Below are 23,782 nucleotides of genomic sequence, written 5' to 3'. Positions count from 1 at the left end.
AGTCAGCCTAGGCGCCATACGGCCTTTAGCGGCAAATCCAAGGCCATCTCCACAAAATCTGCACAAATGTCCGGTATGCTAACAAGGCAAGGAGGGTGAAAACGATGAAAAACTGGAAAATGTTATTAGGAACAACTTCAGTTATGGCAGCGCTCTTGTTATCGGCCTGCACCGGTGCCAACGACAACAAAGCGCCAAAGGAACATACAGCTTCTCACACCGGGCATGAAGGAATGAATCACTCGGGCTCCAAAGAGGTGCCGGCCGGATTGAAGGAGGCGAAACAACCAAAGTATCCGGTTGGAAGCCAAGTCATCATCCATGCCGACCATATGCCGGGAATGGATGGAGCCAAGGCGACTGTCACCGGTGCCTTTGACACGATCGTCTATACGGTCACATACACCCCAACTACAGGCGGGGACCCAGTGAAAAACCATAAATGGGTCATTCACGAAGAAATCGAAAACGCCGGAGACAAACCGTTCCAGCCGGGCGATGAAGTCGTCTTGAATGCCGATCACATGGAAGGGATGAAAGGGGCCAAAGCAGTCATTGATTCGGCGAAACAAACGACGGTGTATATGGTCGATTACATCGATACGGAAACTGGTCAAAAAGTGACCAACCACAAATGGGTGACCGAAGACGAGCTGTCGCCGGCCAACTAACGAATCATCATCGGTGTTTCCGCAAAACGCGCAGCCATTTCCCTTGGAGCATAGGGGAATGGCTTGTTTTTTTCGGCTCATTTGTGAAAATTGTGGTATAATTATACGAAAATCCCCTATTTTTTCAAAAAATAGACAATATAGGCGGCTTCGCCTGAGTCTTACGGAGCGATCGGGAAAACGGGAGAAAGAAAGGGAGAAACGATGCGGAGATTTTGGTTGGGAGTTATGTGGTTTTCAGTGGTTTGGGTGCTTTACGGCATCGGAGCGGCAGGGCATCACTTATGGACGGAACACCGGATGGACGGACAGGCGCTGATTCTCGCGCTCGGCATGGCGACCATGGCCTGGCGGGCATGGGACGAATATCGTGGGAACGGTTGGACACGAAAAAAGGAAGACGGGCGCCGTCTATGATGAAAGGACGCCCGTCTCTAGCTGTCGCCCGAGCGAAAAGAGGCGGTTTGGTTACGCCGTTCGCCCGGGCGCTTTTGTTGCTTGATGCTGCTTTTCTTTGACAGTGGAATAGATGAATAAGAGAACCAAGACGGCCACGCAGAGAAGCGAACCGATTCGATGCTCTCTTTGAAGCAAAAAGCCAAGCCAAATCGCCCCGAGCGCCCCGACCGCCGCCATCGTTGTGTACGGAAACCCTTTCGTTCGGAAAAACGGCTTCGTTTTGTAGTGCGGCCGCAGCTTCAGCTGAGCGGCGCCGATCATCATCCAAACGATGAGCACGGTAAACCCAGGAATCGTCATCAATTCCCCGATGATCCGCCCGGGCGCCAAGTAGGCGCCGATCACGCCAGCGGCGATGCAGATGGCGACCATGCCCATCCCGTACAGCGGAACCCCGTGTTTCGTCGTCCGCTGCAAGCGGCGGCTTGCTTCTCCTTGTTCAGCCATGGTGTACAGCAACCGAGAAGTCGCATAGACGCCTGTATTGGCCGCCGATAAGACGGCAATGAGCAACACCGCGTTCATGACATGGGCCGCGCCGGGCAACCCGATCGCTTCCAACACTTGGACAAAGGGGCTGTTCGTTTCCGAAACGGTGTTCCATGGCATAATGCCGCAAATGATGGCCATTGGCAAAAGATAAAAGCCGACAACCCGCCAGATTGTGGTGCGAATGACGCGCGGCAGCACCTGCTCGGCGTCTTTCATCTCCGTCACCGCCACCCCGATCAGCTCCGCTCCGCCATAGGAAAACATCACGATAAGCAAGGCGCTGAGCGTTCCGGCAAACCCGTGCGGAAACCATCCGCCGTCGCCGGCAGACGGAAACGAGCCGCTTATGCCGCTTGGGATCACGCCAGCCCATACGCACGCCCCGAGCACGATAAACACCACTAGCGCCGCCACTTTCAGGCCAGCCAGCCAAAATTCCGCTTCCCCGTAATACTTCACAGGGAAAAGATTCAACCCCATGATCAGACACGCGCACAGGAGGGCAAGCAGCCATAACGGCGCAGACGGAACCCAATAGTTCAGAAAGCTGCCGGCAGCCAGCAGTTCGACAACAGTGACCAACGTCCAATTGATCCAATACAGCCAGCCGACGATCCATGACAGGCGAAAGCCAAACGCCCGGCGGATCAAATGTTGAACGTTCGAACCCGGATACGCGATCGCCATCTCGGCCAGTGCAGCCATAATCCAAAACAACAGCACGCCGCCGATCAAGTACGTGAGCACGACGCTTGGTCCGGCGATATGAATGGCCTCGGCGCTTCCTTTAAAAATGCCGGTGCCGATCATCCCTCCTAACGCGATCAGCTGAACGTGGCGGGGCAGCAGCCCTTTTTGCAATGAGGGGCGGGAATGTTCCATACAGCAACAACCTTTCTCACACGAAGTTCATTTCATGATGTGCTTTTTTGCTTTTATGCTTTTATGCAATTAAGCAAAAAAGATAGTTTTAGAATATAATCGTTTTGTTTTTCTGTCAATGTTTCGCAAAAAACATGTCGTTAATGTGGAAATGTTTTGTTATACTGGAAACAGATTTTGAACTCGCCAAAAGGAGATTGGTAGGATGCTTCGCAACAGCGGTAAACCGATTTCGGAAAAAGCCATCACCGTGTGGCGTTGGACCGGAGCGTTGGGGACATTGGTTTCTGGCGCCGTCATTGGCGGAATGGCGTGGGTGCTGGCGCGCTTTCATGTCCCGAAATGGTGTTTGGGGATGTTAGCCGGCATCTGGTTGATTGAAGTGGTTCTATGGGTGGGATGGGTGCCTGTGCTTCGCCAGCGCCGTTGGCGTTACGCTATTCGCGAAGAAGAAATCGACATTCAGCGCGGGGTCTGGTCCACGAAGCGAACGCTCATTCCGATGACCCGCGTTCAGTATGTCGATGTGCGGCAAGGCCCGCTCCTTAAGCGGTATGGATTGGCTTCCATCGCGGTGTTCACGGCGGCGGCCGCTCATGAAATTCCCGCTCTTCCGATGGAAGAAGCAGAACGGCTTTGCTGCTTGATTACGGAGTGGGCGAAGGTGGCGGATGACAATGACGCGTAAAGCAAGACGCCGCCTCCATCCGATTGCCATTATGGCCGGGCTAGGAAAAGAATTAAAAAATATGGTCGTTCCTCTTCTAGTCATCATGGCAGCCGGCAGTCGCCATGGGTTTTCATGGACCGATATTCTTGTGCCGTTGGCCGCCCTCATTTACACGCTGGTCATGGGCGTTCTTTCTTGGCTTCGTTTTACATATGAGTGGGATGACACTTGCTTGGTCGTTGAAGAAGGGGTGTTTGTTCGCAAAAAACGTTCCATTCCGTTGGAGCGCATTCATGGGATTTCGGTGACAGAGGGAATCTGGCAGCGGATGGCGGGGGTCGTCCAAGTGCATATTGAGACGGCGGGCGATGCCCTCGGTGAAGCAGAAGTGACGCTTCGGGCCATATCAAGGGAAGAAGCCCGCCGCCTGCAACGATGCGTGGAACAGGCGAAACACAAGGCGGAAAACGCTTCCCATCCGGAGCCACTCGCGAACCGCCCACATCCTGCTCTGTTTACCTTATCGATGAAAGAAGTATGGGCCGCTTCGTTGACAAGCGGTGGGGCGCTTGGCGTGGTCGCCGCTTTATGTGCGTTTTTGTCGCAATTTAGCGACTTCATTCCGTATGAGGCGCTTGTCCGTGATATTCAGTCGACATGGAACGGACATGGACGATGGTATATTGCTCTATTGATCTTGTCGATTCTCTTGGCCGCCTATGGAGTGGCCATCGTGCAAAATATGATCCGGTACGCTTCGTTTGTCGTGCGGAAACAAGAAGACACGATTGTGATTGCTCGCGGATGGTTGGAACGAAAAGCGGTGTCCGTCCCTGTTGACCGCGTCCAAGGCGTCGTTATTCATGAGAATTGGCTGCGCCGTTTTTTCGGATACGCCTCTGTATCCATTATTCATGCCGGCGGAGCGCTCGATGGCGGACCGTCAGGGGAAGTCGTTCTTTGCCCGCTGGTCAAAAAGCATCGCATCGTCCCCATTGTTCAGGCTTGTTTGCCCGAGTATCGCCTCGATGTGCCATTTTGTCCGCTTCCTCAGCGTGCAAAAAGTCGATATATGCTTCGCCCGCTTTATTGGTTGACGATTCCGGTTGGAGTTGCCGCGTATATGGAGCGTCCATGGGGAGCAGGGCTTTTGTTTGTGTTGCCGCTTGCTCTGTGGATCGGGGCGCGGCGCTATCAAGCGGCCGGCTGGGCGCTTTCCTCGAAGCAGCTGTCGCTCCGCAACGGCTGGTTTCGGCGAACGACCGCGCATTTGTTAAAGCGTCACGTCCAATCGTTGGAAATCGCAACGACATGGTGGCAAAGAAAAAAACAGTTGGTGACGATCTCGGCTTCCGTCATGCCGGTCGGCACCCGCTCCCGTGTCGTGGATGTGGATGAAGAAGATGCCGCTTCGATCTATCGCTGGCTGCAAGGGGAAAAGGGGGACCAAACATGATGAAGGCCTTTCTTCACGGGCTTATCCTTGCGTTTGGACTCATTTTGCCATTGGGGATGCAAAACGTGTTCATTTTGACCCAAGGAGCAGTCCAGCGGCGTTGGCGGCATGCCTTGCCGGCGGTGCTGACGGCGTCGTTGTGTGATACGTTGTTGATTTTCCTCGCCATTTTGGGCGTCTCGCTCGTTTGGCTTGGTTCCGCTTGGCTGAGAACAGCCGTGATGGGGGCTGGCATTCTTTTTTGGCTGTATATGGGCTGGAGTACATGGAAGAGCGAGCCTGCAACAGGCGAAAGCGAAGCGGCGGAACGGTTTCCGCCCCGCAAACAAATCGCTTTTGCCGCCTTGAAAGCGACCTGAGTTGTTCCCAACGAACAAATGATCTGCTAAAATAGGAAACAACGAAAGAAAAGAAGGGAAGAAAGATGCAAACGGAGCGCGAATCGCATGGGCGGATCATTTTTCATGTAGACGCCAATTCGTTTTTCGCTAGCTGTGAGATCGTCCGTGATCCATCGCTTCAGAAAAAACCGGTCGTTGTGGCAGGAGACCCGAAAGAGCGGAAAGGAATTGTGCTGGCGGCCAGCTATGTAGCGAAACAACAGTTTGGCATCTATACGACGATGCCGCTTTGGGAAGCGAAAAAACGCTGTCCATCGCTCGTCGTGCGGCCGCCGGATTTCGCGTTATACCGCGAAGTAAGCCGTCGCTTGTTTCAATGCTTACAGCGTTTCTCGCCCGTATTGGAGCGCGCCTCCATTGATGAAGGCTATTTGGACATGACCGGGCGGACGCCAACGGTTCACCCGCTCGCTTTGGCGCACCATATCCAACAAGAACTGCTTGAGCGGTTGTCGATTCCGGTGAGTATTGGCATCGCCCCGAATAAGTTTTTGACGAAAATGGCAAGCGACATGAAAAAGCCGCTTGGCATCACCGTGCTGCGCAAACGCGATGTCCCGCGCGTGCTATGGCCGCTTCCGGTCGAACACATGCATGGCGTTGGTGACAAAATGGCGAAAAAGCTGCATGCGCTTGGCCTCCATACGATCGGCGATCTTGCCAAAGCTGACCGCGAGCGTCTTCGTCAGACGTTTGGCATCTATGGTTTGCGCCTTCAAGAGAAAGCGAACGGCATCGACCCGCGTCCGGTTGATCCAGTGGCGGCGGAAAAGAGAAAATCGATCGGACACTCAACAACGTTGCCGTACGATATGGATGAGGAACAGAACTTGCTCGTTGTCTTGCGCCAGTTGGCTGAGTCTGTCAGTGCGAGGATGAACGAAAAGCGGGTTGTCTCGCGGACCGTTCAACTGACCATTCGCTACTACGATTTTCAAACCATCACTCGTAGCCAAACCGGAATGGATCCGTTATGGGATGCGGAAGACATCTTTTCCTATGCTGTACGGTTGTTCCAAAAGCATTGGGATGGTCGTCCAGTGCGGCTTCTTGGCGTCGCTGCGCTTCATGTGTTTGATGAGCGGGAAGAAGGAAAGCAGCTCGATTTGTTTCATTATGAAAAGGAGGTGAAAATGGAACCGCTTTGGAAAACGGTTGAACAGCTGCAGGCGAAGTTTGGCGCCCGTGCCTTGCAGATAGGTGTTGAGCCGCTTTCATCCGACAGGCAAACGAAAGAGGGGGAAGAACGTTGACGATCTCAATGATTGCCGCGGCTGTCGTGATGCTTGCAGGCCTCATCGGCACGCTCGCGCTGTCGGGGCGGGGGGACGAACAGTACACATCAGCAACCAAAGGCAATCTCACCCGCCTAGTGTTGATTTATGCCGGGTTGGCCCTTGTGCTAGCGGCGGGAATCGGGGTATATCTAGTGTTATAACAAGCGAAAGACGATGCCCGCCGTCGAGTTTAGATGCCGCGGCACCATTTAGAGACAAACGGTTATGGACAATCGAGCCCTGGTGACAAAGTAGCCATCGGTTCATCTCAGGCAGAGCGTCGCTCTCTTCGACATGGGATGAACCGATTGGCTTTGGTTGAGTGAAAAAGTCGGCCTACGGCTTTCCGTCAATGAGGGGAAGCACCTAGGTATTGGAAGTGCCCCTGCGTTTGTGGTGTGATGATCCTCACTCCGACGGGATGGTTTTTTGGGGTAAAATGGATGGTAAACGGAACAACCATGGAGGATGTATGGCCCACTATGTTTGGATGATCATTAATGCGCTGTTGGTGATCGGCACGGCGGTTTATATCTGGCTGTTTCGCCCGAACGACTCAGCTGCGGTGCTGGCAGGAAAATGGCTGGCACAAGTGGCGGTGCTGCTGTTTTTGGTCAATGTCAATATGTATTTTATCTTCCTTGTCATCCGCAAAACAAAAATCCGGAAGGTCAAAGTCACGTTAGCGCGGATAGCAAGAAGCATGATGAAAGCCCACATCCCGCTCGCGGTTGCCGGAACGAGCTTGATTGTCTTTCACGGAGTGGTGATGGCATGGAAACTCGGAGCGGTGATCGGTTTTGGCCATGGGAAACTGGTGACCGGTTATGCAAGCCTCGCGATGTTGGCCATCACCTTGTTTGCAGGTGTCCTTCGGCGGCAAAAAGCGTCAGGGTGGAGAAGAACGTTTCATCTTGTCTCTGCCTTGCTGTTTGCCGGTTTGTTTCTCCTTCATCTATTTTGGCCGATCTAATCACGTGTAAGGGAGAGAGAAAACGTGGGTGACTTGCTTTCTTTGCTGACGGAATACCGCCATCGCCAAGTTGTCGTCAACTTCTATGAAGAAGACGAGCTGGTGGCGCGTGACGGGTTTTTCTTTGATGGCATCGAACGATCAGACGGTCTGCTATCTTTCATCAAAGATGGGCGCATTCGCTGGTCCATTCGGTTGGATGACTACCCAAGCTATGAGATCGTACACGATTTCCCGAGGCGTTATCGGTTTTATGGCCAGCATCGGGCTGTAGAGCTCTATTTCCCTTCTTAACGGTGTCCGCTTTAGGAGAAACCGGTCAGAATCCCCCTCATTTTCATGAGGAGATGAATGACCGGTTTTTGACTATATATCATGTAAGTGGTTGAAATGTTTTTATACTTATTACGATTATACCAGGGCATCGTATATTCTTTCCGGCAGGCAGTGGTTGTCCGTTGAGCGGTACTTTCATAAGAAAATAGCGTATGATCAAGCTATTTCTGACGCAAGGCATCCACCCCCGTTGCTGCAGTCACTGGCTTCCGCATCGTAAACGTCAGCTCCGGATCAAGCACGGCTAACGCCGGGCGGAGAGCGGCATCTTTTAGCGTCAATTGAATCGTCAACGATGTTCTTAGTGCTGCGTTTGCCTTTTTCAGCTAGCGGCGTTTTTCATGAAACAAGCCATCGTCTTTTATATATTAAAAAATAACTGAATTCTAAATCAATTGAAACATAAATTAATAGTGGCATACCTTGGACTGGTATAGCAACACAAATAAAAATAATAAAAGGTATCTTTTATTATTTACTATCAAATATAAATTTAGTATAATTCTAATGTACAAATCATTATCATTTTTGACTGGCAACAAAACAGTTAGAAATGGTAATGATGGAATTTCTATTTTTTGTTAATTAAGGGAAAGGAGAACAGGAGAATGGAAAATCAAAATCGTCAGAATGCAGCCCAATGTCCGTTTCACGGAAGCGTAACGAATCAGTCTTCGAATCGAACGACGAACAAAGACTGGTGGCCGAACCAGCTGAACTTAAGCATTCTCCATCAACATGACCGAAAAACGAATCCTCATGATGAAGAGTTCAACTATGCTGAGGAGTTTCAAAAACTAGACTATTGGGCGCTCAAAGAAGATTTGCGCAAACTGATGACGGAAAGCCAAGACTGGTGGCCGGCCGACTATGGCCATTACGGGCCGTTGTTTATCCGCATGGCCTGGCATTCAGCTGGCACGTACCGCATCGGCGACGGCCGTGGCGGCGCTTCGACCGGCACGCAGCGCTTTGCCCCGTTAAACAGCTGGCCGGACAACGCCAACTTGGATAAAGCGCGGCGGTTGTTATGGCCGATCAAAAAGAAATACGGGAACAAAATCTCTTGGGCCGATTTGTTCATTTTGGCGGGCAATGTCGCTATTGAATCGATGGGTGGAAAAACGATTGGATTCGGCGGCGGCCGCGTTGACGTCTGGCATCCGGAAGAAGACGTTTATTGGGGATCGGAAAAAGAGTGGCTCGCCTCTGAACGCTATTCCGGTGATCGCGAGCTCGAAAACCCGCTCGCCGCGGTGCAAATGGGGTTAATCTACGTCAACCCAGAAGGGCCGGACGGCAAGCCGGATCCAAAAGCAGCGGCGCGCGATATTCGCGAGACGTTCCGCCGCATGGGGATGAACGATGAAGAAACGGTCGCCTTGATCGCCGGCGGTCATACGTTCGGAAAAGCGCACGGCGCCGGCCCTGCCACGCACGTCGGTCCCGAGCCGGAAGCCGCCCCGATTGAAGCGCAAGGGCTGGGATGGATCAGCTCTTACGGAAAAGGGAAAGGGAGCGATACGATCACAAGCGGCATTGAAGGCGCTTGGACGCCGACGCCAACCCAGTGGGATACGTCGTACTTTGACATGCTGTTTGGCTATGACTGGTGGCTGACGAAAAGCCCAGCCGGGGCATGGCAATGGATGGCGGTCGACCCGGATGAAAAAGACTTGGCTCCGGATGCCGAGGATCCGTCGAAAAAAGTTCCGACGATGATGATGACGACCGATTTGGCGCTTCGGTTTGACCCGGAATACGAAAAAATCGCCCGCCGATTCCATCAAAATCCAGAAGAATTTGCGGAGGCGTTTGCCCGGGCATGGTTCAAGCTTACCCATAGGGATATGGGACCGAAAACGAGATATCTCGGTCCGGAAGTTCCGAAAGAAGATTTCATCTGGCAAGATCCGATTCCAGAAGTCGGTTACGAATTGACAGAAGCGGAAATTGAAGAAATCAAAGCCAAAATTTTGAACTCCGGACTGACGGTCAGTGAACTTGTGAAAACAGCTTGGGCCTCGGCCAGCACGTTCCGCAACTCGGATAAGCGCGGCGGAGCCAACGGCGCCCGCATTCGTCTCGCGCCGCAAAAAGACTGGGAAGTGAACGAACCGGAGCGGCTCGCCAAAGTGCTGTCCGTCTACGAGGACATCCAGCGCGAACTGCCGAAAAAAGTAAGCATCGCCGACTTGATCGTCCTTGGCGGCAGCGCTGCGGTGGAAAAGGCAGCCCGCGACGCCGGCTTTGATGTCAAAGTGCCATTTTTCCCTGGCCGCGGCGATGCGACACAAGAGCAAACCGATGTCGAAAGCTTTGCCGTGTTGGAACCGTTCGCAGATGGCTTCCGCAACTATCAAAAGAAAGAGTACAGCGTCGGTCCGGAAGAGCTGCTCATCGACAAAGCGCAGCTTCTAGGGTTGACCGCACCTGAGATGACCGTGCTCATCGGCGGTCTGAGGGTATTGGGCGCGAACTATCGCGATCTGCCGCACGGCGTCTTCACCGACCGCATCGGGGTGCTGACGAACGACTTCTTTGTCAACTTAGTCGACATGAACTATGAATGGGTGCCGACAGACAGCGGCATTTATGAAATCCGCGACCGGAAAACGGGCGAAGTGCGGTGGACGGCCACCCGGGTTGACCTTATTTTCGGAGCCAACTCGATCCTTCGTTCGTACGCCGAATTTTACGCCCAAGACGACAACCGCGAAAAATTCGTCCGCGACTTTATCAACGCATGGGTGAAAGTGATGAACGCCGACCGCTTTGACATTCATTTGAAACAAGCCAAAGAGTCGGTCACGGTTTGATCAGTGAGGCAAAAAGAAGCAGCTTGCCGCTGAATTGGCAAGCTGCTTTTGTATGTCTAGAAATCTCTTTCATTAGCCGGGAAATTTATTATCAAATCATGATCCAATCCGATACCGCATTGTCTACCGAACAAATGACAAAGAACGAAAAAGACACACTGAAAGGACTCAAATGGTGGAGCAAAGACGAATTGCAAAAAATCAACGACTTTGCGCCGCGTGAAATATTGAATTACATATAATTCTATCTGTCGCGGCGAGTCGTAGGGGGAGTAGAGGGAATCGTGACGTTCCTTTCTCTCTTTTTCCCATCTTAAGTTAACATAATATAAATTATAAGAAGTTACGAAAGAGTCTGTTTCGATAACAAGTAGTCTCATAATAGTGAGACAAAACAAAAAAACGCCCGTCGACACGCCCACCTAAAATAAAATAAAAACGCGCAGCCTCTTGATTCTCATTCAAGAAGCTGCACGTTACCCACTGCGCGTCGGCAGCTGCAGGGACCGCATGATCTCATCCTTTCTCCTTTCGTTTAGGCAATATCCGTTTGACGATAGCGGACGCCTTTATACCGAACGCGAACTGGCACGCCTTTTTCTTGCTTATGTTTCACCAGAAGCCGTTGGGCTTTTGAAAAGGCTTCCATCATCCCAGATGCCGAAATGGCCTCTTCCCACACAATCGTTTTCCCTTGGACTGTGTAGAAGGAAAAGACATACTGTTTCACCGTCTTCACCTCCCTATTATTATTATAATCAAAGACTGTTTTTCCTAAACACAAAAACTGTTACAATTATGTTAACATTTTCTCTTCGGCGTTTCCGCAACAAATAAAGGTGTCCCAATCCTTCCTAAAAGAGATCGGAACACCTTTTTCTTTTTGCGCATATGTGGCTGTTGGACCTTGCGGGTTGTGATGACCTTGCCGGTTAGCGCCGCAATCCGATTTAGCACAGTTCAGTTTCTTAGAAAAAGAAAACCGGCATCATGATTCAATGCCGGTTTGTTGCTTGTATTGTTTGACGGCCGCTTTATAGTCGGCTTGAATGGCATCTTTGTCTCGTCCGAGCCGAACGCTTAAAAAGTCGAGCACGGCTGCATCATGGGCAAGGCCAGCGGCAAACTGCCGCTTCAGCCAGCGTTCGCCGGCGATTTCCTCTGGGAACGTATGGGTCTCTCCCCCATCGGCATACACGTTCCAACCTTGAGCGGTTTTACGACTCAGCCACCATTGGCCATGGTGATTTGTCCAAAACACTCCTTCGGCCTCGTCTTTTTTGTTCAATTGGTTTTGTTCCGCATCACCGTATACCGGCAGAAGCGGGAACGTCTCGACGACAAACAGCGGAAATGTTGTATCATCGATCAAACAGCCGGACGCCTTGGGATGGCCGCCGCCACCGAATTGCAGGGCAAACTCAGCGACGTTGACGTCATCATGAATGGTGCGAAAGCCAATATGTTTCGTCCCCATGTTGACTAAAGCGATCAAGTCAAGATGAGGATAACGCTTGGATAACGCATTGCCCAATTCCGACAAATGGCGCTCGGCAAAGACGACGCCGATGCAATAGTCACCAAGCCAGCGCTGAACAAGCTGTTTTTGCTTTTGCCGAATGTAACGCTGAATTTTCTTCTCTTCCATATCGAGAAGCAGCTCTTCCGTCTCGGTCAAGGAGAACGGTTCTCTGGAGGCGAGCCGCTCGCTCATCGTCTCCCAAAAGCCGTCAAGCCCGAAAATCGTCAACAAATCATTCAGCCGCTTCGCTTGCAAATTCCCATTCTCTTCCCATTCCCACGTGTCGTATTGGCGGACGAGCTCGACGAACCCATCTAGCGTTTCATTAGGTGCGAGTTTTCCCTCGCGGACGAGATAGTCGTAAAAGAGCGAGGTGGCGCACGTCTTTTTGCCATCATCCCTCACCGGCACCACCTGTCCCCACGGGTAGTCATTGAAATGAAGCGCCGTCACGTGGTGGTCGATCACTTGCACATGGCCGCCGCGCGCCGCCCGTTCGGCGAGTTGCTGTTCCACTTCCTTGCCGACGGCCAAGTCGGTGATAAACAACATGGCGCCGTTGGCCTCGTCGCTTTGCAAGAATTGGACGACCCGTTCATCCAAATTGCGATAGGAACAAAACGAAATGTTCACCTCGGCAAACGCCAGCTTCGCGAGCAATCCGCAACCGATGCCGTCTAGATCGCTGTCAGTGAATAATTTGATCATGGGGTCCCACCTTTTTGTCACAAACTTTTTTGCAACCACGTTTTCAAGAGCGGCAACAGCCGATCCGGCAACTCGCTCACATGCGGAACAAAGACGCGGAAGCGACCATAGATGTTTTCAATCGTCCGCCGCGTTGACTCATCGTCGGCCCCGTGGCCTAAAAAGAGATTGACGACCTCAATGCAGCGGCGGCGCGCTTCGGCGACTGCTTCGTGCGTATCGATGATGCCGTTTTGTTCATATCCGTACGCGGCGGGTTCGCCGTCAGAGAAGACGAGCAGCACTTTTTGTGCTTCCGGGCGCTTGAGGAGCTGTTCGGTCATCCAGCGAATCGCCAATCCATCGCGATTATCTTCATGCGGCTCGAGCTGCAGGATCGCCGGGCCGCTCGACGGCTCAAGCGAGCGATGGAATGAGACCGCCATCTGCAAATAGTTCGGCTGACGCGAAGCGGCTGCTTCGTTCGCATCTTCCCAAAATCCGACAATTTGGTGCGGCACGCGCAACGTTTTCAGCACCTCATGGCAAAGAACGAGCCCGGTTTTCGTCTCTTCCATTTTGTCATGCATCGAAGCCGAGCAATCGACAAGCAGGCCGAAGACTGCATCAAACCGCCGCGTCGGCTCGCCTTTTTTGTAAAACAAGCGCGGCCGCTCATCAGTGAAAAACGACACCAATTGTTTGCGCAGCCGACCGACGGGCAAGTTCGTGCGCCAAGCGGAGCGCTTGTGTTCAAGCCATTGTTCCATGATGCGCACAAGCCGTTTTCGGTACGGCGCCACCGCCGCCTGTTTGGCGCGGTATTGCTCAAGATGCGCGAGGTTTGGCGACGAAGGAAGAAGCACAAGATCGGCTTGGCGGTTGGCCTCGCCATACGGCGCACTGTTTCCAGCCGGCGGCTGTTCGCTGAAGGATGCTTGCGCTTCCAGGCCATACTCGTTTCGCGCCGTCGGCCGAGACGTTCCTTTCACGACGGCCAGCGCCTGATCACCGTCTTCACCCGGCCTCGCCTCATCGCTGATGATCTCGGTGCGGCTGCCTCGTTCGAGCTCAAAGCGGAGAAAGCTTCCACCCGCCCGGCTCGTTTCCCGATGCCACGTTGGCAGCAATTGCCGCTTGGCCTCTCCATCCGCCTCTTGAAGGGCATCGCGGTTTTCCAATGGGTTGGTCCGTTTGAGATCTTGAAGCGTCATCGTGTTCTCGTCCGCATCATCCTCAACGATTGGCAACGATGTATAGGCATTGACCATATCATGAGGCAGCACGTCCTTCATCAGTTCCACAACGGCGAACGCCCAGTCCGCCACCTCGGCTGTCGAGGAAGCATCAAAAAATTGCGGCCATAACGTTTCAAGGCGCGCCTGCACCGCTTCATCCGCCATCGGAGCCAGCGGCGCATCATCAAGCGGCGAATTGGCCGTGAGCCGCAAATACATCCCCGCCAAAAACTGATCAGCCCAAGCGCCGCGCGTCCTGTTTGCTTGCCATTGCTGAGTGAAGTAGCGGCGGTACAAGCGGCGGCGCGTGCGGAACCATCGCTTCATCCCGGGACGTTCCCGCTCGCAGACGGCTTCCAAGCGAAGATCTTCAGCGAACGTAAACAGCTGTTTGGAAAGCTTGGAGAGCGGTCGGGATTCCACCGCATGTCGGAAGGCGCGAACCGCCAATCGGTCGGTGTGCCGATACGTGCCGATGATGCGCAAGCCGACGTCGCTTTTCATTGCCGTTTCCCGCTCCAATGGTGGATACCCATCCCAAAAATGGCTGACGTAAACGACCGGCTTGACACAATGCACGCCGGAATGGGCGGCGAACTGGATGGCAACGTCGCGGCGGCGCATGAGCGTTTGGGCGAGGTCAGAAAGCTGCATGACCAAACTCGAGTCGACCGTTCGGTCATTGAACATCATAAACCGCTCCATGCCGAGCCTCCTATTCGTCAAACCACGTTTCAGCGATGTTGCGCACTGCGGCCCGTTCCCGTTCATCGTCGAGCTTATCGACGATGCTTCGTTCAATGGCCCGCAATGGCGGCATGTACGCCGCCAAATCGCACGCATCCAACAAAGCGCGCACCGAAGCCGCTTCCTCGGCGATTTGTCCGTTTCGCACCTGCACAAGCAGATCAGCCGACAGGGCGACGAAACGATCGATCAACGTTTCATCCGTTAATGTAGTTTGCGCCAACAATACCGATTTTAATGTTTCTCCTTGCACATACGGCACATTGATGACGACAAACCGGTTTTTGAGCGCCTCATTGAGCGGTACGGTGCCAATATAGCCTTCATTGATCGCGGCGATGACGCCAAATGTCGGTTTCGCCTGCACGAGATCGCCGGTGAGCGGATTCGTGAGCCGCCGCCGGTAGTCAAGGACGCTGTTTAAAATCGGCAGCGTCTCTGGTTTCGCCATATTAATTTCGTCAATATATAGCAAATGCCCTTTTGTCATCGCCTGGATGACGGGTCCGGGCACGTACTCGATCACCGCCTGGCTGTTTTTGTGCACGATCGTCTTAAAACCGAGCAATGCTTCGGCGTCTAAGTCCACGGAACAGTTGATGCTGTGCATCGGTTGACCAAACAAAGCGGACAACGTTTCAGCAAGCCGCGTTTTTCCCGATCCGGTCGGGCCTTTTAAGAGCACGTTTTTCCCAAGCGCGAGCGCAAGGGCGGCATCGTGCACGATCGCCTCATCTGCCGCCTTGTACCCGCCCGCTCCAATCAACGCGCGATCCGGATCGCGGCGGAACAGTTCTTTTCGCTTTTCCATTTCTTTCGTGACCGTCAACGGCCATGTTCCCATCTTCTGACTCCCTCTCTGTGGCGATCTTCCCCTCTCATTCTACTAGATCGCCCGGCGGGACGCAAAACAAAAGAACTAGACCATAAATATATTATGTAAATATAACAAAGAAAAAACGAGGCGCTCTCAACCGAAGTTGTCCTCAATCGCCTTGCGAATGAGCGCCGCGCACCGATCAAGCTCCGCTTTGAGCTGGCGTTTGTACAGCTTCGCCTTTTCCTGTCCGCCCTCGGCGAACCGATAGTAAACGACTTCTTGGTACTTCATTCCCTCTTTTTTCTGTTTCACTTGTTTTAAAATGCCGTCTTCGATCAAATCGTGCAGCGCCTTATACACTTCGGAGTGGTTCGGCCGGTAGCCGAACGGCTTGAACTCTTGGCGCAATACATCAAGCAGCTTCAGCCCGTAGAGCCGCTCCTGTTCGGTGAGCGTAATCAAATACAATTTTAAAAACGCACGTTGTTTTAACAGAAAACCGCTGGGCGTCCGTTTTTCTCCCATAGGCTTTTTCCCTCCTTCCCTACGGATGAAATTTCGCTCTTTGGGCGGCCAAATCCTGCTTGTCTTCATTATACCATGCGGGAAAGGAAAAATCCTCTCCCGCTTGGGTTCAATAAAACACGATCGTTTTGTTTCCGTGGATGATGACCCGGTCTTCCAAATGCCACCGAAGCGCCCGGGCGAGCACCGTTTTTTCGATCAGTCGGCCGATCCGCTTTAAGTCGTCCGGATGGTGGCGGTGGTCCACGCGGGCGACGTCCTGCTCAATGATCGGCCCTTCATCCAAATCGTCGGTGACGTAGTGCGATGTGGCGCCGATCAATTTGACGCCGCGCTCATACGCCCGCTCATACGGACGCGCGCCAATAAAGGCGGGCAAAAATGAGTGGTGGATGTTGATGATCCGTCCCGGGAATTCAGCGACAAACGCCGGCGACAAAATTTGCATGTAGCGGGCAAGCACGATGGTGTCGATCTGATAGTCGCGAAGCAGACGGATTTGTTCGGCTTCGGCGTCCGCTTTCGTTTCTTTCGTCACCGGAATATGCACATAAGGGATGCCAAATGACTCGACCGTCTCGCGCAAGTCGGGGTGGTTGCTGATGACAAGGGCGATGTCGGCGATCAGCTCTCCCGCCTGCCATTGCCAAAGAAGTTCAAGCAGACAATGCTCGGCTTTGGAGACAAAAATCGCGATTCGCCGAATGTCGTTGTGCAGCCGAAGCTGCCAACGCATCTCAAATTCAGCAGCGATCGGGGCAAACACCGCTTCGATCTCTTCTTTTCGCTCGGCGATGTTTGGACAGTCGAACTCCAAGCGGAGAAAAAACGTCCCTCCCTCAGGATCGGTCGAATATTGGCTCGATTCAACGATATTCGCCCCTTGTTCGTACAGAAACGACGTCACTGCCGCGACGATGCCCGGGCGATCTGGGCAGGAGATAAGGATTCGAGCGCGCTGCTCGTAACCTTGCAAAAATGATTGCCAGCGATGTTGGCGAAATGTCGTCATGCGTTGTCTCTCCCTTTTCTTGCTTTTCTTGCAATTCATCATACAAAAAATTCATGAACTTGCCAACAGGGAAGATAACAAAAGAGGGTGTCCCAAAAGGATCGGGACACCCTTTCTTATTACCGTATATAGGTTTGAAACAATCATTAAGAAACAATATGTTGTGTTTTGTTAAGAAAAATGACCCTTTTGGGTCATCCCCCTGGCAAGCGAAAAACCTCTCTCAGTCTTTCGTCAAATCGCCGGCCGGGCCGAAAAATTCGTAATGGATGTGCTCCTCTGGCACACTCCATTGTTTTAGGGCACGATAGACGGTTTTCATAAACGGCATCGGGCCGCAGAAATAAAAGTCTGCGTCTTTCGTCGGGATCACGGATTGCATCCATGCGAGGTCGATCCGCCCTTCTTTGCCAAAATGTGGATGGCGGCGATCCTCGTCGGATGGCGACTCGTAACAAATACGGTAAGAAAATGACGGGCGTTCCGCCAACATCCGAAGCTCCTTATCAAACGCGTGCACGCGGCCATTCAAAGCAGCATGCAAAAACGCCGCTGGGCGGGTCGGTTGGCGGATGGCCAACGTATGCGCCATGCTCAAAAGCGGAGTGATGCCGACGCCGCCGCTGATGAACACAACCGGCGTCGTTTTGGACAAATCAAGCGTAAAATCGCCGGCTGGAGCGCTAAGCTCGAGCACGTCGCCCTCTTGGACATGATCATGCAAATAGTTGGAAACAATGCCGGCCGGCTTGTCCGCTGTAGCTGCTTCCCGTTTGACGCTGATGCGGTAATACCCTTTTCCAGGTGCATCCGATAAGCTGTATTGGCGAATATGCGTATACGTCTCGCCCGGAATCGACAGTTTGACGCTCACGTATTGACCCGGCAAATAATCACTGATGGCCTTGCCGTCTTCCGGCTCCAAATAAAACGAAGTAATGACGCCGCTTTCTTTCACCTTTTTCACGACGACAAATCGGCGAAAGTCACGCCAGCCTCCGTGTTTGGCCGCTGCCTCATCGTAGAGCTCTTTTTCCACTTGAATGAAAACGGACGCAATGGCTTCATATGCTTCCGCCCAAGCCGTGATCACTTCGTCGGTGGCGGCGTCGCCGAGCACGTCTTTGATCGCCAGCAACAAATGCTTTCCGACGATCGGGTATTGTTCTGGTTTGATTCCTAAGCTGCGGTGTTTATGGCCGATTTGCCGCACAACCGGCAAAATAGCATCAAGCTGGTCGATATAGCGCGCTGCCGCATACACGGCTGCGGCCAAGGCGCGTTGCTGCCGCCCTTGCTTTTGGTTGGCGTGGTTGAAAATATGGAGCAGTTCCGGATGATTGGAAAACATGAGTTCATAAAACCGCTTCGTAATTTGTTCGCCATGTGTTTCCAAGACAGGCACCGTTGATTTCACAATTTCAATCGTTTTTGGATGCAATTTCGTTGTCGTTGTCATGATTTCATCCCCTTGTAAAACATGTATTTTTAATACATCTTTTATTCAACCATGATCACTGCGAAAAAACAATATTTCAAATACATCTTTAATAAATTGTTCACAATTCTCCGTTCGAATCAGGTGTGGTACAATGGGATCAAGAATGTCGCTTAAAGGTTGTGAATCACGATGCAGTTGACGAACTATACGGAATACGCCTTGCGCGTCCTCTTGTTTTTAGGCGCGCTTGATGAAGAAGAAAAAACAAACATCAAAGACATTGCCGCTGCCTTTTCCATTTCAGAGCATCATTTAAGCAAAATCGTCTATGAGCTTGGCAAACTCGGCTACATTGAAACGATCCGTGGGCGCAACGGTGGAATCCGCCTTGCGAAACGCCCCGCGGAGATTGTCATCGGCGCGGTTGTTCGCGAAACGGAGGAAAACTTGTCGCTTGTCGAGTGTTTTGCCGCCCACGGCAATGAGTGCGTCTTAACGCCGGTATGTCGGCTTCGCTTCGCACTTCACGAGGCGTTAGAGGCGTTTTTGCGTGTGCTGGATGCGTATACGCTCGCCGATTTGCTTGAAGACCGAGCGTCGCTTCGTTCTTTATTGAAAGAGCGGCGCGGTTGAGAAAACTTTCTGGCTATAAGCTGGAGAGTTTTTTGGCGTTTGGCAGGCACACGATCACTAAGCATCGCTCTACGGAAGGAAGACGCGGGATGATGCGAAACCGATGGCGGCCTTTGCGCGGGATGTGGCGGCAAGAACGATCATCAGTTGGAAAAACGAAACCAGTCGTCAAACATGGGCGGCGGGATGAATACGTCCGGCACCGGCCGATCACATCCCCTTTGTTTGCCACAAGACGAAGAATATATTAAGATTAGAAAGGTGTGAAAACATCTGCATGACTAAAGGAGGTCACAATGAAACACGAAGGAAGCGCTTTGCCACCTTACTTGCATATGGACAATGGAGAGCTTTGGCTCACCGAAGATGATCGCGACAACTTAAAAATCAGCTATCGAATCAAAGAGGTGATTTTTGCCGAGCCGTCCGAGTACCAGCATGTGATGATTTTGGATTCGTACGATTTTGGCCGCATGCTCGTACTCGATGGCGTCGTGCAAACGACCTCGATTGACGGCCATATTTATAACGAAATGATTTCGCACGTGCCGCTGCAGTTTCATCCGGAAGCGAAGCGGGTGCTCATCATCGGCGGCGGCGACTGCGGCGCAGCTCGTGAGACGGCGAAATACGCTCATCTTGAAGCCATCGATATGGTGGAAATCGACGAAAAAGTCGTCCGGGCGTGCAAAGAGCATTTGCCAGCCGTCTCCGGCAACTTATCGGATCCGCGCGTGCGGTTTGTTTATGATGATGGCGTCGTGTTTGTGCAAGAGAAAGAAAACGTCTACGACGTCATTATGATCGACTCGTCTGACCCAGTCGGCCCGGCGGAAGCCTTGTTTTCACCGGAGTTTTACGCCAACGTCCATCGCGCGTTGAAAGCAGACGGGCTGATGGTCTGCCAAAGCCAGTCGCCGATTTTCCACTTGGATATCTTGAAACGGACGTACCGCAATATTCGCGAACTGTTCCCGCATGTGCTTGTGTACACCGCGGTGGTGCCGACGTATCCAGGCGGACTGTGGAGCTTTACGATCGGCTCGAAACGGCCGCTCGATTTTCCGGCGCAGACAACCATTCCAAACGACACGAAATACGTCAATGATGCGGTCTTTCGTCAATGTTTCGCCTTGCCCGAGTTTTTGCGCTCGGCGCTTGAGGTGGAATAACGGCTTGGCATGGAAAAAGCTGTCCCTGCTTTGTGAGGGGACAGCTTTTTTTGTGTCATTTGAGTGATCTTTCTATTATTCCACCCGCTTTCTTGTTTCATTGCGCCGGTGGGTTGTGGGTCAGTGCCCGCTTAGCAAGCCATTGAAACGTCAAGTCATCCGCCGGCGGGTTGTGCAATCCAGCACGGACGTCACGGTAATGCCGCTGAAGCGGATTGTCAGCAAACAAGCTTTGTCCGCCGACAATGCGCATCGCCCAATCGACGACTTCAAGCGCGGTATTGGTGGCGACCAATTTGGCTGTTGCCAACTCCTCTTTCATCGCCATCCGTTTTTCCGGATAGCGATCCCATAAGTCGGCGACCGCGTACAGGAAATGGCGCGCATGGGTGAGGCGCCATTCCATTTCAGCGATTTTCCGCTGCACTTCGGGTGTTAGGGCGATTGGGTGAGGCAGGGTATTAGGCTGGTACGTCTTGGCAAAGCGAAGCGCCTCATTGCGCGCCGCAATGGCGATGCCTAAGTAACAAGCCGGCACGTGCAACAGCCATCCTTGCGCCGGAGCGGCTTCGTTCGCTTCTCCAAGCGTCTCTACGAGCGCCTCTTGGTCGACTTCGACTTCTTCAAGAACAAGATCATCGCTGCGCGTCGCCCGCATGCCAAGCGTGTTCCACGTCGGCTCGATGCGGATGCCTGAAGCAGACATCGGCACGAGAAATTCACCGACCCGACCGTCTTCCATCGTGGCGGAAATCAATACGTAATCGAGCGCAGGGGCTAACGATGCAAATGTCTTTCGCCCCCGAAGCACCCAGCGGCCATGGCGAAAGACGGCCGTCGTTTCCGGTTTACCGCCGCGCGCCGGGCTGCCAGTTGTCCGTTCAGAGTGGGCGCTGTTGATGAGCGCGTGGCGGCAAACGACTTCATTCGCCAAACGGGCGAGAACGGGCTCCGGCCAGCGGCGGAGCAAAAATAAACGCATGAGAATGCTGGCGTGCCAACCAAACGACAATGCCGTTGCCCCAGAGCCTTGGGCGATCGTTTCTTGCACGAGCACAAGCTCATAAAGCGATGCCCCTTGGCCGCCGTATTCAGTCGGGACGGTCAAGGAAAGGAATCCAGCCTCTTTTAAATCGGCAAAATCGGCAAATGGAAACGTTGCCTGTTCGTCATCATGCGCTGCCCGTTGGACAAATCGTTCCGCAAGGCGGCGCGCTTGGTTGTACAATTGTTGCTCCCGATCGGTCCGCACAAGCAAATGGTACAATTCGTTCATCGGTTCTCCCCTTCTTTTGGTCAAGATGCCTTTATTGTACCGAGTTCTGGCTAGGACTGAAAACAAAAACGCACGGGAAAATGACCGTCCTTGCTCTCGGAAGCTTAAAAGAGAAAGAAATGCCGAATGTACCGATCATCGTCACGGTGGACGAACTCATTTTTCCCAGCATCGTACTCGTATTCCTCCTGCCAGCGGCGGCCATAGCGGGCGATTTGACGGACGGCGCGGATGATCGCATACACTTCTTCGTTCGTCATCGTAGGATGGAGCGACAGACGCACCCATCCTGGTTTGGCAAGAGGATTGCCGTTTTTGACTTCTTGAAGCAGCGCAGCGGATTGTTCCTTGTCGATCCCAAGCAAATAGTGGCCGTATGGTCCGGCGCAGGAACAGCCGCCGCGCGCTTGAATGCCGAAGCGATCATTCAGCAGTTTGACAACAAGGTTGTAATGCAATCCATCTATGACAAATGAGATGATGCCAAGACGGTCGTCCCGATGTCCTTCAAGCACGCGGACGCCGGGAGTGCTTTTTAGCGCCGGCAAAAGAAGGGAAACAAGTTCCTTTTCGCGGGCGCGCATCTGTTTTACGTTCATTTGTTCTTTCAGCTGGATGGCCAACGCTGCCTTGATGGTTTGCCAAAACGGCGGTGTTCCGCCATCTTCGCGTTCCTCAATGGCTTGGATGTATTCATAGTTCCCCCACGGGTCAGTCCAGTACACCGTCCCGCCGCCGGGGTGATCCGGAGCGTGCTGATGATAAAGCCGGCTGTCAAAGATGAGCACGCCGGCGCTTCCCGGCCCCCCGAGAAACTTATGGGGAGAGAAATAAATGGCATCAAGCTGCTCCATTGGGTCGTCCGGATGCATATCGATGCGGACGTACGGAGCGGAAGCAGCAAAATCAACAAAGCAAAGGCCGCCATGCTCGTGCATGATTTTCGCCAGCTTATGATATGGGGTTTCCAACCCCGTGACGTTCGAGCAAGCAGTAAATGCACCGATTTTTTGCGGCCGATCTCGGTAGCGCTCCAGCAGCTCGCGCAAATGGTCAAGATCGACATCCCCGTTCTCTGTCGGCCGGACCGCCACGACTTCCGCGATGGTTTCCACCCATGGCAATAAATTTGAATGGTGCTCCATATGGGTGACAAAAACGACTGGCCGCTCCTCATCATGAAGGGACAAGCGGCGCTTCCACCGTTCCGGTACGCGCAAGCCAAGCAGACGCTGCAGCTTGTTGACGGCGCTTGTGGTCCCGGCGCCTTGCATGATCAAGACGTCGTTTTTCCCGGCATGAACGTGCTGTTTGATGATTTCTTTTGCATAGCGATAGGCAAGCGTCGTTTTCGTTCCGGTCACATTCGATTCCGTATGCGTGTTGCCGACAAATGGACCGAGCTCATGCGTCAGCTTCTCTTCAATCGGCCGGTACAGCCGCCCGCTTGCCGTCCAGTCGGCGTAAATAAGCCGCTGTTTGCCAAACGGCGTAGAAAACGGATGAAAGCGGCCGATCGTTCCATCGCGAAACGGCTGAAAATACGTCTCAAGCTCTCCGCGGCATGTATACACCGCATTGCCGATCACAGCGTGAATGGCCATGTTGATTCCCCCTTTCCGCCATTTCGTCTATTTACAAAGTATGTCGCCTTCGGTGGTTCGGTCCAAAAAACGTGGGAAAGTTGAAAATGAAAAATCCGCCGTACAGGCGGATGATATTCCACTCCCTTTTTTACTCCTTTTTTTTGCACGATAACGGCGAAATCGTTTCCCCCACGGACGGCGCAAGGTATTCGGCAAGCATGGTCCGCAAGTCATCGGGCAATGGTTCGCTCGTTTGGGTTTGGAAATTAAAATGGACGACCGCTGCCTCTCCGATGGCGATCAGTCTTCCTGTTTCCTCTTCCATGATGCGATGAATGCATTGAAAGCTTTTATTGCCGATCCGGGAGACATTGGTTTCCACGCGCAATCGTCGTCCGAAGAATCCTTGGTTGATAAAATCGCACTTGGTGGAAGCTAAAATAAAATGCCAGTCGTCCGTTCGCCCGCCGTAACGCAATTCATCAAACAGGCGGGTGCGCGCTTCTTCTAAATAAATAAAATAGCTAATGTTGCTTAAATGTCCGAGCGCATCAGTTTCACAAAAGCGTGGGTTGACGGTAATGATGTGCGTCTTCATTTCTCCCTCTTCCTTTCTTGCTTTTTTTTGCCCCTTTCGCCCACAATATTCGTTTGGGTGAGCATGGGGCGGGAGCAAGTTTGATTTGC

24 protein-coding genes are annotated in these 23,782 nt (G+C 52.7%); 12 read left to right on the top strand and 12 right to left on the bottom strand.

Annotated features, from left to right (window positions below; all coding sequences use genetic code 11):
- Positions 1–104: 104 nt before the first annotated feature.
- A complete protein-coding gene (locus tag CWI35_RS01660; RefSeq protein WP_011231187.1) occupies positions 105–671 on the top strand; it encodes a YdhK family protein in 567 nt (188 codons plus the stop codon).
- A gap of 240 nt (positions 672–911) precedes the next feature.
- On the top strand, positions 912–1,088 hold the full coding sequence (locus CWI35_RS01655; RefSeq protein WP_014195791.1) for a hypothetical protein: 177 nt from the start codon (positions 912–914) through the stop codon (positions 1,086–1,088).
- A 51-nt stretch (positions 1,089–1,139) separates the two neighbouring features.
- Here the strand turns inward: CWI35_RS01655 and CWI35_RS01650 are convergent, their stop codons facing one another.
- Positions 1,140–2,504, bottom strand: a complete 1,365-nt coding sequence (locus CWI35_RS01650; protein ID WP_042381153.1) for an amino acid permease — start codon at positions 2,502–2,504, stop codon at positions 1,140–1,142.
- Positions 2,505–2,709: 205 nt separating this feature from the next.
- Here CWI35_RS01650 and CWI35_RS01645 point away from each other — a divergent pair, with 205 nt between their 5' ends.
- The 7 genes from CWI35_RS01645 (at position 2,710) to CWI35_RS01615 (ending at position 7,575) form a co-directional block, all read left to right on the top strand.
- Positions 2,710–3,192, top strand: coding sequence for a PH domain-containing protein (locus CWI35_RS01645; RefSeq protein WP_069304236.1), 483 nt, complete (start codon positions 2,710–2,712; stop codon positions 3,190–3,192).
- Positions 3,182–4,630 carry a PH domain-containing protein gene (locus tag CWI35_RS01640; RefSeq protein WP_069304237.1) on the top strand — a complete coding sequence of 483 codons (1,449 nt, stop codon included), beginning with the start codon at positions 3,182–3,184 and terminating at the stop codon, positions 4,628–4,630. Before CWI35_RS01645 ends, CWI35_RS01640 begins: the two co-directional genes overlap by 11 nt.
- The gene (locus CWI35_RS01635; protein ID WP_014195795.1) at positions 4,627–4,989 is read left to right on the top strand and encodes a LysE/ArgO family amino acid transporter; all 363 of its coding nucleotides are present in this window, start codon (positions 4,627–4,629) and stop codon (positions 4,987–4,989) included. Before CWI35_RS01640 ends, CWI35_RS01635 begins: the two co-directional genes overlap by 4 nt.
- Before the next feature lie 65 nt (positions 4,990–5,054).
- Positions 5,055–6,284 (top strand): DNA polymerase IV, encoded by a 1,230-nt coding sequence (locus CWI35_RS01630; protein WP_119877426.1) that lies wholly within the window; start codon positions 5,055–5,057, stop codon positions 6,282–6,284.
- Positions 6,281–6,469 (top strand): hypothetical protein, encoded by a 189-nt coding sequence (locus CWI35_RS01625; protein WP_023634321.1) that lies wholly within the window; start codon positions 6,281–6,283, stop codon positions 6,467–6,469. The genes CWI35_RS01630 and CWI35_RS01625 overlap by 4 nt, the downstream gene beginning before the upstream one ends.
- A 311-nt stretch (positions 6,470–6,780) precedes the next feature.
- A complete protein-coding gene (locus tag CWI35_RS01620) occupies positions 6,781–7,281 on the top strand; it encodes a hypothetical protein (protein WP_021321394.1) in 501 nt (166 codons plus the stop codon).
- A gap of 24 nt (positions 7,282–7,305) precedes the next feature.
- Positions 7,306–7,575, top strand: coding sequence for a hypothetical protein (locus CWI35_RS01615; RefSeq protein ID WP_014195798.1), 270 nt, complete (start codon positions 7,306–7,308; stop codon positions 7,573–7,575).
- Between the two features lie 203 nt (positions 7,576–7,778).
- Here CWI35_RS01615 and CWI35_RS01610 read toward each other — a convergent pair whose 3' ends face one another.
- Entirely contained in the window at positions 7,779–7,910 is a 132-nt protein-coding gene (locus tag CWI35_RS01610) for an iron-containing alcohol dehydrogenase (RefSeq protein WP_023634322.1), read from the bottom strand.
- A gap of 315 nt (positions 7,911–8,225) precedes the next feature.
- Between CWI35_RS01610 and katG the strand changes: the two genes are divergently transcribed.
- Positions 8,226–10,436 carry a catalase/peroxidase HPI gene (katG, locus tag CWI35_RS01605; RefSeq protein ID WP_119877425.1) on the top strand — a complete coding sequence of 737 codons (2,211 nt, stop codon included), beginning with the start codon at positions 8,226–8,228 and terminating at the stop codon, positions 10,434–10,436.
- A gap of 535 nt (positions 10,437–10,971) precedes the next feature.
- On the opposite strand, the gene CWI35_RS01595 is transcribed toward katG, so the two are convergent.
- The 7 genes from CWI35_RS01595 to hmpA all read right to left on the bottom strand — a co-directional run bounded on the left by CWI35_RS01595 (position 10,972) and on the right by hmpA (position 18,446).
- Positions 10,972–11,166 (bottom strand): hypothetical protein, encoded by a 195-nt coding sequence (locus tag CWI35_RS01595; protein ID WP_021321620.1) that lies wholly within the window; start codon positions 11,164–11,166, stop codon positions 10,972–10,974.
- A gap of 258 nt (positions 11,167–11,424) precedes the next feature.
- Entirely contained in the window at positions 11,425–12,666 is a 1,242-nt protein-coding gene (locus tag CWI35_RS01590; RefSeq protein ID WP_020279471.1) for a DHH family phosphoesterase, read from the bottom strand.
- A 17-nt stretch (positions 12,667–12,683) separates the two neighbouring features.
- Positions 12,684–14,588, bottom strand: a complete 1,905-nt coding sequence (locus CWI35_RS01585; RefSeq protein WP_119877424.1) for a nitric oxide reductase activation protein NorD — start codon at positions 14,586–14,588, stop codon at positions 12,684–12,686.
- A 10-nt stretch (positions 14,589–14,598) separates the two neighbouring features.
- Positions 14,599–15,441, bottom strand: a complete 843-nt coding sequence (locus tag CWI35_RS01580; protein ID WP_371878434.1) for an ATP-binding protein — start codon at positions 15,439–15,441, stop codon at positions 14,599–14,601.
- A 159-nt stretch (positions 15,442–15,600) separates the two neighbouring features.
- Positions 15,601–15,975, bottom strand: coding sequence for a replication termination protein (locus CWI35_RS01575; RefSeq protein ID WP_011231227.1), 375 nt, complete (start codon positions 15,973–15,975; stop codon positions 15,601–15,603).
- A 109-nt stretch (positions 15,976–16,084) separates the two neighbouring features.
- Positions 16,085–16,987 carry a formyltetrahydrofolate deformylase gene (purU, locus tag CWI35_RS01570; protein WP_023634514.1) on the bottom strand — a complete coding sequence of 301 codons (903 nt, stop codon included), beginning with the start codon at positions 16,985–16,987 and terminating at the stop codon, positions 16,085–16,087.
- A gap of 223 nt (positions 16,988–17,210) precedes the next feature.
- Positions 17,211–18,446 carry an NO-inducible flavohemoprotein gene (gene hmpA / locus CWI35_RS01565; RefSeq protein ID WP_011231229.1) on the bottom strand — a complete coding sequence of 412 codons (1,236 nt, stop codon included), beginning with the start codon at positions 18,444–18,446 and terminating at the stop codon, positions 17,211–17,213.
- 171 nt (positions 18,447–18,617) lie between these two features.
- On the opposite strand from hmpA, the gene nsrR reads away from it, so the two are divergent.
- Both nsrR and speE read left to right on the top strand, forming a co-directional pair.
- Positions 18,618–19,061 carry a nitric oxide-sensing transcriptional repressor NsrR gene (gene nsrR / locus CWI35_RS01560; protein WP_011231230.1) on the top strand — a complete coding sequence of 148 codons (444 nt, stop codon included), beginning with the start codon at positions 18,618–18,620 and terminating at the stop codon, positions 19,059–19,061.
- A gap of 296 nt (positions 19,062–19,357) precedes the next feature.
- Entirely contained in the window at positions 19,358–20,233 is an 876-nt protein-coding gene (gene speE / locus CWI35_RS01555) for a polyamine aminopropyltransferase (protein ID WP_011231232.1), read from the top strand.
- A 97-nt stretch (positions 20,234–20,330) separates the two neighbouring features.
- Here the strand turns inward: speE and CWI35_RS01550 are convergent, their stop codons facing one another.
- The 3 genes from CWI35_RS01550 to CWI35_RS01540 all read right to left on the bottom strand — a co-directional run bounded on the left by CWI35_RS01550 (position 20,331) and on the right by CWI35_RS01540 (position 23,693).
- Positions 20,331–21,509 (bottom strand): acyl-CoA dehydrogenase family protein, encoded by a 1,179-nt coding sequence (locus CWI35_RS01550; protein WP_011231233.1) that lies wholly within the window; start codon positions 21,507–21,509, stop codon positions 20,331–20,333.
- A 104-nt stretch (positions 21,510–21,613) separates the two neighbouring features.
- Positions 21,614–23,113 carry an aminotransferase class V-fold PLP-dependent enzyme gene (locus tag CWI35_RS01545; RefSeq protein WP_014195845.1) on the bottom strand — a complete coding sequence of 500 codons (1,500 nt, stop codon included), beginning with the start codon at positions 23,111–23,113 and terminating at the stop codon, positions 21,614–21,616.
- Between the two features lie 130 nt (positions 23,114–23,243).
- The gene (locus CWI35_RS01540; RefSeq protein ID WP_011231235.1) at positions 23,244–23,693 is read right to left on the bottom strand and encodes an acyl-CoA thioesterase; all 450 of its coding nucleotides are present in this window, start codon (positions 23,691–23,693) and stop codon (positions 23,244–23,246) included.
- Between the last annotated feature and the right edge of the window lie 89 nt (positions 23,694–23,782).

Origin of the sequence: [Bacillus] caldolyticus, from assembly GCF_003595605.1 — a bacterium.
Classification (GTDB): Bacteria; Bacillota; Bacilli; order Bacillales; family Anoxybacillaceae; genus Geobacillus; species Geobacillus thermoleovorans.
This window is presented reverse-complemented; position numbering and strand designations above follow the sequence as displayed.